The sequence below is a fragment of the Colwellia sp. MEBiC06753 genome (assembly GCF_053470325.1).
On sequence record NZ_JBQMTM010000004.1, the window covers coordinates 166,841 to 180,855 of the forward strand.

Annotated in this window: 12 protein-coding genes and 1 tRNA gene; 3 read left to right on the forward strand and 10 right to left on the reverse strand. The window is 41.1% G+C overall.

The features are described 5' to 3' along the window. Window positions 1–71: 71 nt before the first annotated feature. From ACOB82_RS05175 to pepA, 3 genes are read right to left on the reverse strand one after another with little or no spacing between them, the layout of a single operon-like run. Complete coding sequence (locus ACOB82_RS05175; RefSeq protein ID WP_448211876.1) at window positions 72–2,939, reverse strand: valine--tRNA ligase; 2,868 nt, start codon at window positions 2,937–2,939, stop codon at window positions 72–74. Between the two features lie 39 nt (window positions 2,940–2,978). After that, window positions 2,979–3,413 (reverse strand): DNA polymerase III subunit chi, encoded by a 435-nt coding sequence (locus ACOB82_RS05180; protein WP_448211877.1) that lies wholly within the window; start codon window positions 3,411–3,413, stop codon window positions 2,979–2,981. Between the two features lie 6 nt (window positions 3,414–3,419). Further along, window positions 3,420–4,928, reverse strand: a complete 1,509-nt coding sequence (gene pepA / locus ACOB82_RS05185; RefSeq protein WP_448211878.1) for a leucyl aminopeptidase — start codon at window positions 4,926–4,928, stop codon at window positions 3,420–3,422. Window positions 4,929–5,200: 272 nt separating this feature from the next. Here pepA and lptF point away from each other — a divergent pair, with 272 nt between their 5' ends. Both lptF and lptG read left to right on the forward strand, forming a co-directional pair. Further along, entirely contained in the window at window positions 5,201–6,337 is a 1,137-nt protein-coding gene (gene lptF / locus ACOB82_RS05190; RefSeq protein ID WP_448211879.1) for an LPS export ABC transporter permease LptF, read from the forward strand. After that, window positions 6,331–7,401 (forward strand): LPS export ABC transporter permease LptG, encoded by a 1,071-nt coding sequence (lptG, locus tag ACOB82_RS05195; protein ID WP_448211932.1) that lies wholly within the window; start codon window positions 6,331–6,333, stop codon window positions 7,399–7,401. Before lptF ends, lptG begins: the two co-directional genes overlap by 7 nt. 43 nt (window positions 7,402–7,444) lie before the next feature. On the opposite strand, the gene ACOB82_RS05200 is transcribed toward lptG, so the two are convergent. Next, window positions 7,445–7,984, reverse strand: a complete 540-nt coding sequence (locus tag ACOB82_RS05200) for an RDD family protein (protein ID WP_448211880.1) — start codon at window positions 7,982–7,984, stop codon at window positions 7,445–7,447. 220 nt (window positions 7,985–8,204) lie between these two features. Between ACOB82_RS05200 and ACOB82_RS05205 the strand changes: the two genes are divergently transcribed. Then, window positions 8,205–8,291 (forward strand) — tRNA-Leu (locus ACOB82_RS05205). 116 nt (window positions 8,292–8,407) lie between these two features. Here the strand turns inward: ACOB82_RS05205 and ACOB82_RS05210 are convergent. The 6 genes from ACOB82_RS05210 to ACOB82_RS05235 form a co-directional block, all read right to left on the reverse strand. Further along, on the reverse strand, window positions 8,408–9,247 hold the full coding sequence (locus ACOB82_RS05210; protein ID WP_448211881.1) for a DUF2306 domain-containing protein: 840 nt from the start codon (window positions 9,245–9,247) through the stop codon (window positions 8,408–8,410). Window positions 9,248–9,446: 199 nt separating this feature from the next. Continuing rightward, window positions 9,447–10,613, reverse strand: a complete 1,167-nt coding sequence (locus ACOB82_RS05215) for a helix-turn-helix domain-containing protein (RefSeq protein ID WP_448211882.1) — start codon at window positions 10,611–10,613, stop codon at window positions 9,447–9,449. A 103-nt stretch (window positions 10,614–10,716) separates the two neighbouring features. After that, window positions 10,717–11,955 (reverse strand): ATP-binding protein, encoded by a 1,239-nt coding sequence (locus ACOB82_RS05220; RefSeq protein ID WP_448211883.1) that lies wholly within the window; start codon window positions 11,953–11,955, stop codon window positions 10,717–10,719. Window positions 11,956–11,969: 14 nt separating this feature from the next. Beyond that, the gene (locus ACOB82_RS05225; RefSeq protein ID WP_448211884.1) at window positions 11,970–12,668 is read right to left on the reverse strand and encodes a response regulator transcription factor; all 699 of its coding nucleotides are present in this window, start codon (window positions 12,666–12,668) and stop codon (window positions 11,970–11,972) included. Further along, complete coding sequence (locus ACOB82_RS05230; protein WP_448211885.1) at window positions 12,668–13,015, reverse strand: DUF3019 domain-containing protein; 348 nt, start codon at window positions 13,013–13,015, stop codon at window positions 12,668–12,670. The genes ACOB82_RS05225 and ACOB82_RS05230 overlap by 1 nt, the downstream gene beginning before the upstream one ends. 100 nt (window positions 13,016–13,115) lie before the next feature. After that, the gene (locus ACOB82_RS05235; RefSeq protein ID WP_448211886.1) at window positions 13,116–13,997 is read right to left on the reverse strand and encodes a MipA/OmpV family protein; all 882 of its coding nucleotides are present in this window, start codon (window positions 13,995–13,997) and stop codon (window positions 13,116–13,118) included. Window positions 13,998–14,015: the final 18 nt, after the last annotated feature.

The window sequence follows — 14,015 nt, forward strand, 5'->3', positions numbered from 1 at the left end:
TGATGTGAAAATAAAAAGGGCTGCAAATGAGCAGCCCTTTGGGGATGATATAACCTTTACGGCAGCACTTTCTATAGCGCAGCTATTTCATCGCGCTGAGCGATCATTTTGCTTAATGCCGCTTCGGCTTCGGCTAATTTCGCATTTTCTTTGTCAATAACTGCGGCTGGCGCTTTACTAACAAAGTTTTCATTACTCAATTTGCCTTTGATTTTTTGTGCGTCTTTTTCTAGTTTATCAATCGCTTTTGATAAACGTGCAAGCTCTGCATCTTTATCAATTAATCCCGCCATTGGAATTAACACTGTCATATTACCAATAACGGCTGATGCTGAAGCGGGTGCATCATCATTAGCTTCTAGCACTTGAATGCTTTCAAGCTTGGCAAGCGAGCTTAAGAACTGCTGATTTTCATCTAATCGGCGCTGATCTTCAGCTTCGACGTTTTTAAGTAATACAGGTAATGCTTTACTTGGCGCAATATCCATTTCGCCACGAATATTACGAATAGCAACGATAAACTGTTTTACCCACTCTAAATCGGTTGATGCTTGGCGATCAACTTTGGTTTCATCGTATTGCGGGAACTGTTGAACCATGATGCTGTCGCCAGTTGCGGCAAAATCAGTCAGTGGCATTACACGCTGCCAAATCGTTTCTGTGATATATGGCATAATTGGATGCATCAAGCGTAATAAGCCTTCCAATACCGTTACTAAGGTATAGCGTGTTCCGCGTTGCTCAGCTTCATTGCCTTTAAATAATACTGGCTTGGTTAGCTCTAAATACCAGTCACAGAATTGGTTCCAAGTGAACTCGTAAAGTGCTTGTGACGCCATATCAAAGCGATAAGTATTAAACGCTTCATGAACAGCTTTAACCGTATGTTGGAATTGGCTCATAATCCAGCGATCAGCTAGTGAGAAGCTCATTTCTGGTTGCTTGCCATCTACCGCTTTACCGCAATCGTGCTCTTCAGTGTTCATTAACACATAGCGGCTGGCGTTCCATAATTTATTACAGAAATTACGATAACCATCTAAGCGCTTCATATCCCAGTTTATGTCGCGACCAGTAGACGCTAATGCGGCTAAGGTAAAGCGCAGGGCATCGGTACCGTGGGCTTCAATACCTTCAGGAAATTCTTTTTTCGTCGCTTTAGCAATTTTTTGCGCTAGTTGCGGCTGCATCATATTACCAGTGCGCTTTTCTAATAATGCTTCTAGCGAAATGCCGTCAATCATATCTAATGGGTCAATGACGTTACCTTTAGATTTTGACATCTTATCGCCATTTTCATCACGAATAAGCCCAGTAACATAGACTTGCTTAAATGGCACCTGTGGTTTGCCACTATCGTCTTTGATGAAGTGCATGGTCATCATGATCATGCGAGCAACCCAGAAAAAGATAATATCGAAACCAGTCACTAACACGTCAGTTGAATGGAAGTCTTTTAAATCAGGAGTCTTCTCTGGCCAGCCTAAGGTTGAGAACGTCCATAATGCAGACGAGAACCAAGTATCAAGTACGTCGTCGTCTTGGCGCAATGCCACGTCCTCACTTAAACCGTGCTGCGCACGTACTTCGGCTTCATCACGACCAACATAAACATTGCCGTTGTCGTCATACCATGCAGGAATGCGATGTCCCCACCATAATTGACGCGAGATACACCAATCTTGAATATCGCGCATCCAGGCAAAGTACATGTTTTCATACTGTTTTGGTACGAATTGAATATCGCCATTTTCAACCGCTTCAATTGCCGGTTTAGCTAAAGGCGCAACACGAACATACCATTGATCGGTCAGCAGTGGCTCGATAATTACACCAGAACGATCACCGTATGGCGCTACTAAGTCGTGATCTTTAATGCTTTCTAATAGACCAAGCTCATCGAATTTTTCAACAATCGCTTTACGGGCATCAAAACGATCTAAACCTGCATATTCCGCAGGTAAGGCACTGTCAAAAACGTCAGACGGCTCGCCGTTGGTATCATAAACTTCAGCGTTAGCTAATACTGCAGCGTCTTTATCGAAGATATTGATCATGGCAAGGCCGCAGCGCTTACCCACTTCATTATCGTTAAAGTCATGTGCTGGGGTGATTTTTACACAGCCGGTGCCTTTTTCCATATCGGCATGTTCATCGCCAACAATTGGAATTAAACGATTAACTAATGGCAATAACACGTGTTGACCAATAAGGTCTTTATAACGTGGATCTTCAGGGTTAACTGCAACGCCGGTATCACCTAACATGGTTTCAGGGCGAGTAGTGGCTACCACTAAATAATCTTTGCCGTCTTGAGTTTTAACACCGTTAGCTAGCGGGTAACGCAGCTGCCACATGTGGCCTTTTTTATCTTTGTTCTCAACTTCTAAGTCTGAAATTGCCGTGTGTAATTTTGGATCCCAGTTAACTAAGCGCTTACCGCGATAAATTAAATCGTCTTGGTATAAACGTACGAATACTTCTTTTACTGCGCTAGATAGGCCTTCATCCATGGTAAAGCGTTCACGCGTCCAATCGATAGAATTACCTAAACGACGCATTTGTTGGCTGATATTACCGCCAGACTCTGCTTTCCATTCCCAAATTTTGTCGATAAAGGCGTCACGGCCATAATCATGGCGAGTTTTATCTTCTTCAGCGCCAATTTTACGCTCAACTACCATTTGAGTAGCGATACCTGCGTGGTCGGTACCTGATTGCCACAAGGTCTTTTTGCCTTGCATACGTTGGTAACGAATTAAGGTATCCATAATCGTTTGTTGGAATGCATGCCCCATATGCAGGCTGCCAGTGACGTTCGGAGGTGGAATGGCAATGCTGTAACCATCGCCGTCACCAGTAGGGCTAAAATAACCTTTTTCTTCCCAGCTTTGATAAAGCTGTTGTTCAATATCAGAAGGATTAAATGTTTTTTCCATCTTACTGTCTATTCGCTTATGTTGTTTAAACTGATTTCGTTAGCTGTTAATGGTGTGGGTGTCCACGTTAAAGCCCATTTGCCTACACGCCTTAAAGCGTTCTCTGGCTAATTGCTTTTCATTTTCAGCATTTGGGACGAAATCAACAATGTGAGAAAATTGTCCGGCAAATGTCGGCATGGTTTGAGAGAGATTGATTAACACCGGTCGCCTACCTTTAGGCGGTTGCCAACCAATCTCTACTGCCGCACCTTGGCGAGGGCCTTCACCGACTAAATTGTGCGGTACAAAGCTGTCAGGCTCAAATGACCATAACAACTCATCGACTTGATGAGCTTGCGCTTGGTCATTAGTTAGTATGTAGACTTTCTGTTGCTGACGGTAATAGTTTGCTGCCAACGCACAAGCATATTGCACGTTGGCTAATTCACTAGCGCCATCAGGAATTAAATGAAATACTGCCTGCGTTTGCATACCCAATTATTCGCTTTGCTCTGCACCGGCGCGATTTAATAAAAATTGCGTTAGCATGCTAACTGGGCGTCCAGTGGAACCTTTCAACTTACCCGCGCCGTTCCATGCTGTGCCAGCAATATCTAAATGTGCCCAATGGTATTTTTTGGCAAATTTTGCTAAGAAACAGCCAGCAGTAATCGTTCCTGCTGCGCGGCCGCCTAAGTTAGTAAAATCGGCAAATGGGCTTTCAAGTTGCTCGTTGTATTCGTCCCAAAGAGGTAAGCGCCATGCGCGATCACCACTTTGGTCTGAGGCATTTAATAATTCGTGAGCAAGCGGGTTGTGATTACTCATCAAGCCTGAGGCATGTTTACCTAACGCGACAACGCAAGCACCCGTTAAGGTAGCTACGTCAATAACGGCTTCTGGCTCAAAGCGTTCTGCGTAAGTTAGCACATCACACAGTACTAATCGGCCTTCAGCGTCAGTATTAAGAACTTCAACCGTTTGACCTGACATCGTGGTTAAAATATCTCCTGGTCGGTAGGCATTGGCATCAGGCATGTTTTCACAACCGGCTAAAATACCAATAACGTTAATTGGCAAGTCTAATTCAGCTAACGCGTGCATTGCACCAAGGACACTAGCAGCACCACCCATATCATATTTCATTTCATCCATGCCTTCGCCTGGCTTAATTGAAATACCACCTGAGTCAAAGGTTAAACCTTTACCAATTAAAACTATTGGTGCTTGACCTGTTTCTCCACCCTGGTAATTAATGATGCTCATCATAGACTCGTTAACCGAACCACGGCCAACCGCTAGATATGACCCCATACCTAGGGCTTCCATTTCTTGCTCACCCACTACATCAACGCTGACTTTGTCATAATCATTGGCTAAGGTTTTGGCTTGTTCTGCAAGATATCCAGCGTTACAAATATTTGGTGGCATGTTCGCAACATTTTTGCAGGTGCTGATACCTTCTGAAACACCTAGACCGTGCGCAATAGCGCGTTCACCAATGGGTAATTCACGGCGCGTTGGTACGTTAAATACAATTTTACGCAGTGGACGGCGCGGTTCTTCTTTACGAGTTTTTAAGCTGTTAAAGCTATAAAGGCAATTTTTCGTCGCTTCTACTGCTTGTCTTACTTTCCAGTAGGTATCACGGCCTTTGACGTGTAATTCAGATAAAAAGCATACCGCTTCCATTGAGCCCGTTTCGTTTAGGGTATTAATGGTTTTGCTGATAATTTGACGGTATTGACGTTCGTCTAGCTCACGTTCCTTACCACAGCCAACTAATAACACGCGCTCACTTAAAATATTTGGCACATGATGGAGGAGCAACATTTGGCCCGATTTTCCTTCCAGATCACCGCGACGTAATAAGTTACTGATATAACCTTCACTAATTTCATCTAATTGTTCAGCAATAGCGGATAAACGGCGGGGCTCGAAAACACCAACAACAATACAGGCACTGCGTTGTTTTTCAGGGCTACCACTTTTTACACTAAATTCCATGAATTCTCCTACTGAGCTACTTGCGTGTAATTGCACTCGAAATACGATTAAACCGAGCTTCGAATATTATTAAACTTGATAAAATCTCTAATTAACAGATATGCTTACTATGAATTAGATAGCGCTAAGGGCTATAATTATAGCTGCATTCGTCCTGTTTGCTACGAGCAAGTTAGTTTTATTATGTATAAAAATAGCAATTTTACTTAAAAATTGCTCAAATGTCAGAAAAAAACTAAGTTTTTAGTGTGAGTTTCCTGTTAGGTGTTTAAGTGATTATATTTCGTTATCTATTGAAGGAAGTGGCTAAGACGCAATTAGCTGTTTTCTTTGTGTTGATGACCATTTTTATCAGTCAAAAATTCGTTCGTGTACTAGACGATGCATCTGAAGGTGGTATACCCGGCCATCTTGTTATGGTGTTTATTGGGCTTAAAATGCCAGATCTCGCCGGTATGCTATTACCATTGAGTTTGTTTTTGGGGGTGCTATTAGCTTACGGTCGTATTTATGCTGATAGTGAAATGACGGTATTACATGCTTGTGGGGTGAGTGAATGGTATGTGGTGCGAGTTACGCTGATTTTAAGTCTAGTTACTGCTATTTTTACCGGTATTTTTACCTTGTATCTTTCGCCCATGGCGGCTGAATACGAGTATCAAGTCAAAGAAAAATTGGCGGCAGATGCCGGTATAAGTGCCATGGTTGCAGGGCGTTTTCAAAACACCGGCAATAAAAAAGCCGTGGTGTTTATTCACAATAAAGACAGAAACGATAATTCCTACCAAAAAGTATTTGTTGCGCAATTACCAGACGATGAAACAGGCGTTGAAAATGTTATTAATTCAAGTTTGGTTTATGCCAGTAAAGGTAAAGTGATCGAGGAAGACTCTGGCTTACAGCGCTTAATTTTAGAAAACGGCACTCGTTATCAAAGTGATATTGCCACTGGCGAATTTAGAACAGTGGCCTTTGATAAATACTACATTCAAATACAAGATCAAAAAGTGGAACATAAACGCCGAAAAATCGGTGCAGTAGCGACCAAAGATTTGTTTTTTGATACAACACAAGATGCTCAGGCGGCCATACAATGGCGTATAGCATTTCCGTTAGCTTGTATTATTTTAACCTTTATTGCAGTACCGCTAAGCGTTGTTAATCCTCGACAAGGCAAGTTTGCCAAACTGCTTCCGGCCTTACTGATGTTTTTAGCTTACTTCTTGCTATTAACCGCAATGCGATCAGGTGTTGAAGGTAATGCCTTACCTTATTATGTCGGCCTGTGGCCGGTACATTTATTGGCACTGGTGCTAGGTGGCAGCTTGTTAATGAGAAGCCGAAGTAGTGGCTTAAAACTAAAATCAATTATGCCTAAACGACATCAAGTGCGAGGTAGTGCATCGTGAGAATTTTAGATGCCTACATAGGTCGCGTTATTGCCTCTACGACATTTATTACCTTATTGGTATTCGTCAGTGTTAGCGGCATCATCAAGTTTGTTGAGCAAATGAGTGATGTTGGTCGAGGCGATTATGAATTGGCCCATGCCGCTTTGTATGTTCTTTATGCTGTACCGCGAGATTTAGAAATATTCTTTCCAATGGCTGCACTTATTGGCGGCTTAATTGGAATTGGTATGCTCGCCAGTAATAGTGAATTAGTGGTGATGCAGGCCGCGGGATTGTCGAAGTTTAGTATTGTTAAATCGGCGATGAAAACGGCTGTGGTACTTATTTTAATTTCAATGGCAATCGGTGAGTGGCTAGCACCAGTAGGTGAAGCCTCTGCCAGAGAGCTTCGAGCTCAAGCTATTTCCGGAGGTAGCTTAATCTCCTCAAAAAATGGCGTATGGGCAAAAGACAGTGATTACTTTGTTCATATTACCGAAGTGGAAGATCAGGGCACACTGCGTAAAGTGCAAGTGTACCGTTTTAACCCTGATCTTAAGTTAGATAGCTGGCTATCTGCTGATTCAGCCGAATATATAAATGGCGCTTGGCATCTCACTAATGTCACTCATACAAAAGTGGACCAAGATAACATTAGCGCGCAGCATTTCGACAGTGTGAGCTGGAATTCGAGTTTAACGCCAGAAAAATTAGGCGTGGTAACGGTTAAGCCAGAGTCACTATCGTTACAAGGGTTGATTAGCTATTTAGATTATTTATCACAAAATGAGCAGGATAAAAGCCGTTATTTATTAGCGTTTTGGCGCAAAATAATGCAGCCTTTAACCGTTGCGGTGATGTTATTAGTGGCACTGTCATTTATCTTCGGTCCATTACGTTCAGTGTCAATGGGCGCAAGAATAATGATGGGGGTGTTAACGGGTTTATTATTCCATCTTACCAATCAAGTATTTGGCTCGCTTAGTTTAGTTTATCAACTGCCGCCAATATTTGGTGCGGTAATGCCGAGTATTTTATTTGTCTCAATCGCAATATGGTTAATGAAGCGGCGCGCTGCTTAAATAGTTAAGTAGCTCGCCCGCCATTACAAGGTATGATATTTGGCTAAAGCTTCGTTTTATTCGCTTCAAGTGATAACACCACCACTTCCGTATTAGTTAACCTATCTTGCAGGCTTAATTTATTTTTACGATCGAAAAGCACTAATAAATTGCCCAAGCCTAATAACGTCGGTAGCAGCCGTTTAACGCCTGTCGTTTTAGAAATTAAACTACCATCGTGATTTTGTAAGCGTAACCGCCATGCCTTCATGCCGATCGTTTGACCACTTCGTGCCCAAAAATAGACAAAGAAAAATCCAACCCAGCTAATACTCCAGCTATAAATCAAACTACTATAAAGCAGCGAGCTTTGTTGGGCCTCTATTAGGTGTTGGTAACCTTGCATATCAACTAAGCCAAACTTGGCGGCAAGAGCAAATAAGCCAAAACCAATTGCTCCGGCAATCATATAAACCGATAAGGCGATCAGCACATCATAAATCCAAGAGCCTAAACGGCGGAAAAAACCTGCGCGAGGGAAGTCGGTATAGCGAACAAAAGTAGTGTCTTGAGAACTTTCTAACGGCTTAGTAGATTCAGTCATGAATAAACAAAATAAGTATAGATAAACTGGCGCTAGTATACAGTGCACCCACTTAAAATTACAAAAGAGAAAGTGGCAAAACTACGGATACGCAATTTTAAAAACTACTAATTTGCCTGAATATTAAACACTTGATATGCAAATGAATAAAAATGATTGCTTGGCGCTAAAGTTCTCGTATAATGCCAAACACTTTCGTGAAAACGATTGGTCACGTGTTGCCGGAGTGGTGGAATTGGTAGACACGACGGATTCAAAATCCGTTGCCTTTGCGGGCGTGCCGGTTCAAGTCCGGCCTCCGGTACCATTCTCAGATTTAGAAAAATCTAGAGAAATATAAAACCAGCTAACAAGCTGGTTTTTTTATGCCTAATGATTGAACAATATCGCTTGATATGCGTACTATTACTCTTCAAAACTAAGTTAAATTGTCGCTAAAACTTTAGCTATTCTTGGATACCACATCATGATAATAGCAGCGCTGACACCAACTAAAGTGATTAACGCACCAATAGTTATTACCACGGAGCCGCTCCAAATTGTGCTAGTTGTACGTTGTTTTTTTAGCCAAAAATAAAATTCAGTAGCAGCCATAGGAAATAAATAACACGCAAATGATAGAAAAATATCCATCGGCCCATCGACATTGGAGCTATTGCCGTTAGGACCTTGATTAACCATATACCACCCCATTAAGTAAAGCCTAAAGGTCCACACGCCATTGACTAAAAAGAACGTATGAATTGCCCAGCGTTGATGTAAGTCAAAACGCTTATTGGTGGCATAACGCCAAGTAAAAAATACCGCAACTAAAATTAGCAAGCCATTTAAGCTAATACCGAGCGAAGCAGCAGTATTGGTTTGTAAGCCTTTAGACCACTGTAAAAATAAGCCCGTTAAAGCACCAGTAAAGCCTAAGGCTAAAAATATTCTGCCATTCCAGCGATGAAATACTCTGTATTTATTGCGGATTGCGGGAATTAGTTGGCTAATACCAAATAGTGATAAGTAAATTGCCGGAATAACATGAAAAAAGAACATTAAGCGTACTGTACTGTCAGCGTTTTTCAGGTTAGGTGCTGGGCTAAAGTCAGTGACATTTAGACCATTGGCTAAGGTAAGGGTATAGATAGTGAGAATATAAAAGGCAAATGCCCATTGGCCAATAAAGGTAATGGTAAACCAGCTTTTTATACTCAGATCTAGTGTTTTGTTTGCACGCTGCAAACCAAATAAAGGGGAGTTTATAACTGCTTCAGTCATTATCATACTCTGCGTTTAATCAAATAGAGCAACCAGTTTCAGAATTTTAAGCGCTTTTTTCGCGCCTAATTTCGAATTCGGCACAATAAAATAGGTGTTTTTATCGTTATTCACATATTGACTAAAACTTTAAAGCTATATTCGTAACAGTAGGGATAGCGGCAAGCTTAGCTGTTAATAAGGCTATTAATGATGGCTTTTAAGGGATAAATCTTTGACGGTATTGATTTGGTGTATAACCTGTGATGGCTTTAAACGCTCGTGTAAAAGGTCCTACCGAGGCAAAACCACTTTCCAGACCAACTACTAGTACTGGCCATTTGCGTTTATCTGAATCAGCAAGTAAAGATTTAGCATGTTTTATTCGTAGTTCGTTTACATACTGGTTAAAGTTTCGAGCATTTAAATTGTGTCTAAGTGCATTGCTAACTCTATATTCAGGTACGTCGAGCTTTCGCGCGACATCGGCAATTTTTAAGTTAGGTTGTAAAAATAAACACTGGTCTACAATTAGCGATTTCACTTGAATTGAAAGCTCGCTCTCATCAATTTGGGGTGATAGTGTCGGTGTTAGACAATTCGCGTTAGAGTCACCTGTCTTTAAAGTGTCAGTAGATAAAGTGACAGTCGTTGAAGGAGTTGCCTTTGAAGAACCCTTTTCGTCTCCATGTCTCTGCATTGATGCTTGGTGTTCTTTCTTAACAGATGTTTTCGGCAGTGCGAATTTGAAACGCCATAGTATTAGTATATGAGTATTGAACAACACGAATAGAATAATAATGGTAGTTGCCATTTCTTGCGCAACTGGATTACCAGCTAAAATTGCATTCAACGCTTTGCTAAAAGCAACCGCACCACCAAAGGTAAATAAGAATAGCAGGCGTTGGACTTTTTCTTTTGGATTAGCCACAGAGAATCCTCTACAACCCTCCCAAAAAGAGAGTACTAGAATACAAGAGGATAATAGCATGGTTATTTCACGCAAAGCATGTTGCGCGAAATTACTTGTCGCGGAGTGAACTAAGTCGATTTTGCTAGCAAATAAGTAGCCCTGATTAAACATAATTAATATGGCAATAGCGGCAGCCAATAAAAGATGTTGAACTGAAATGCTATTTTCACCGCGAAATAAACTGCGTGATAACAACCAATAGCAGTTACATGTAGCGCAAGCGGCCATGCCAATTAAGTATTTGTAGGCGCCTATACTATCTCCAGAAATATCTTGCGCCACTGACATCGCAACAGAGCCGCAAAATATTGCAAATAAAATATGCGAGGTGTGTTTTTTACTTATCAATAACTGGGCAAACATAAATGTCAAACCAGTAAAAAGTGTTATCCATTGGAGGGTTACAAGTTCCACAGATGTTCACCTGAAAGTTATTGAGTAATTAATGAGCATGATTGATTCTAACGGTTCTGCTACTTGGCTTCAATAATAGGGTATTTTATATGAAAAAAGCTAATTAAAGTGGCAGCTTCAACACTAATTTGGCACCACCAAGGTTAGAGTCTTCAAAATAACAGTCGCCTTGATGTTTGCGCATGATTTTTTTGGTAATCGCTAACCCCAAGCCAAAGCCTCCTAAGTGCTTATTTCGGCTTGTTTCCAGTCGTGAAAATGGTAAAAACACGGCTTCTCGCTGATCTTCAGGTATGCCAGGCCCGTCATCATCAATTTCAATAGCGATATAATATGTTTTTTGAGTAATACTCACCTCGACTTTTGAGTTAGCATATTTAATCGCATTAGTTAGGCCGTTTTGAAGTGCCCGTTCTATTAAATGGCCATCACAATTTAGTAGAATTGATTCTTGAACATCGAAGTGTATAGGGCACGCTGCATTAAGTTGTAGTTTTTGTATTTGATGGTTAATCAACTCGGTTAAATTAAGCTCAGCTAACTCTAACGTTTCAAGGTTAGACTCTAATCGCCCATAATTTAAAATAGTGTCTAAGAGAGTCTCTATTTCTGAGACATCTTGCTTGATTTCTTCTTGTAAGTTTTGTGCATTTTCAGGTAGCAGCGCCGCGGTAAATTTAAGTCGACTCAGTGGCGTGCGAATATCATGACTAACAGCATTAAAGGCAAGTCGCTGATCGGATAATAATGAGGCTATTTTTTCCGCCATACGCTTTAAAGCTTTTGCCAATGGGTAAACTACTGATGTTCTTTTAATATCGAGTTTTTCGTCAAAATTACCTTTACCATATTGGCTTGCCAGCATATTTAATCGGTTTAAGTCTTGCCACAATGGTCGACTCCACAGCAAGATAACAATAGCTAGAAACAGGTAAGAGGCAAGTAGCAAAAATTGCCTAAAAATATTTTGTGTCGGGGCAATAGTGATTGGGCCAACGATGGTTAATGAGCGAAGATCACTGCTCATGACATAAATAAACAAACTATCATTTTCATCATAGCTGATAATTGCTTGGCCTTTTGATAGTTGTTGGTACTGTGATGATAACAATGCAACAGAGCGAGCACTTTGCTGAGATATTTTGACGCCGGTTTGTTGTTCGAACTGTGCCAAGGCATTCGCATCTACAGGGTGTGGTAGCAAGGTGGCTAATTGTGCGAGTTGGTGTAAGTCGTTGTCGCTAGAGGCTTGATTAGACTTCCAAGCAAGTTCGGTAACCCAACCAATAAGCAGCAGTGCCGCAGTAACAACTAAGTAAAGCTGTAAAAATAGGCGTGTCATTTATCTACAGCCAACTAATCGTTCCAAGCGTCCGGACAGAATTGGTAGCCTTTGCCCCATACAGTTATAATTTTACTTGGTTGTTTTACATCATCATCAAATTTCTTACGTAACTTGAATACGCGCACATCAACTGTACGATCTAAGCCGTCATATTCTCGGCCTATCATCTGTTGGTGAATAAAGTCTCGGTTCAGGATTTCTCCGGCATGATCAGCTAACAGTGTTAGTAGCTCAAATTCATGATTCGTGGTGTTTACTAGCTCACTGCGCCAAAATACTTGGCGCTTGATTTTACAAATAGTTAATTGGCCAAAGGTTAAGGTTTCTTTTGTTGTGGCGTTGTCGCTTTGGCTGAAACGTTTCAAAATATTATTAATGCGAGCTAGCAGAATGGGGGGATCTATCGGTTTAATAATATAATCGTCAGCACCTAACTCTAAACCTCTTAAGTGGTCAGTATTGCTGTCTTTGGCAGTAAGAAAAAGGATAGGAGCTTGGGTTTGTTGGCGCAGTTTGCTAAAAAGGGTGAAGCCGTCTTCATCGGGCAAATTAATATCAAGTAAAATTAAATCAGGATTATGTTGTTGAAGTTGCGTTAATCCTGATTTGGCGTCACCTGCAATGCTGACATTAAACTCGTTAACAGTTAGGAAGCTTTTAACCAATTGAGCTAAGCGCTCATCATCTTCTACTAATAAAATATCTGCCATTAAAAAATACTCCAGTCTGAGCGTAAACGCCGTCGCTGATTTTTTGGATGTACATACCTGATATTAATAGATTTTTCGAATAATGCTTGTTTTGTTTTCGATTCTACAAAGGAAATTTTACTGCTTTCGTCAACGGTTACCGCTTTAACTAATTGCCCTGAACGTTGGCCCTTCCAACATTTTAGCTGGCTTTTATCTAATACCACACAGCCTGAAAATGGTATGTGATGTTGCCAATTAATGATTAATTCCATCTGACATTTCGACTGTGGCGTTAACGTCATGCAAGTGGTTGGCAAAATTTCAAATTTGGTTGGAACTGTTATCCGCTCAGCGCTCGCGGTCATGGGGAAAATCAGATAACTGCAAGCTGCGAACACGCATCCGAGAGCGCTGTAGCTAATCTTTACTGGAAAACTAAGCAAAATCTGATGCACCTTCGCTAGGTTAAAAATCATATCTAAACCCAGAAAACACTACGTAACGCAAAGAAGTGTTTAATAATGGACTATCCGTGATCGCATCATCGATGTAATTAATTTTGGTTGAAAGTACTAAACTCCATTGGTCGGAAAGCTTAGTCATTGAAGAAACTTTAATATAGGGCATCCAGGCATCAGTGGTTTGATAGAACATTGAGCTTTGGTCGGTATCGCGTTCACTAATGCCATAGTAATAATTATTCACTTGGCTACTTTGCCAATTGATGCCAAAAGAGGTGACCAAAAGTTGTGTTGAATCAATTTGTCGCAATTTACTAATTTCAACATGTGCCGATTCACCATGGTGGACACCTGTGCTATCTAATGAAGCACTGGCAACAAAGTGCCATGAATCGTCAATAAACCAGTTCACTTGTAACCCGGTATCGACACTCCACTTTCTTGAAGCAATATCATCTATGGTAAGTTTGTGTTCGGTGAAAGTTTCTATTTGATCCCAAGCGCCAACATCGCCACTAAAACCATCAGACACTAAGGTTGCCAGTAATACGCTACCGGCATTGATATCTTCAAAAAAGAAGCCATTAAAGTTCAGCTTATTCACTAAGCTAACGGCAAAGCGCACATCTTCTACTAAGGTGTAACCTAATACCCCATTGTCAAAAAACAGCTTTTCGTCGTAATAACTCATGCTAGGCACAATAACTAGCGGTAGATTTTCACCGCCATTGACTGGGTTGGTAGCAAAACCGGCACCAACTGAAACCGATAGATTTAATTGACCAATTTCAGTTAGTTCAGTATCGCTAGCAGCATTAGCACTCGGCGCTAGAAAAGGCGCAGAGGAAAGAATAAAAATGAAAATAAAATGAATAAAACGCGACACAACTTATTACTACAAAAT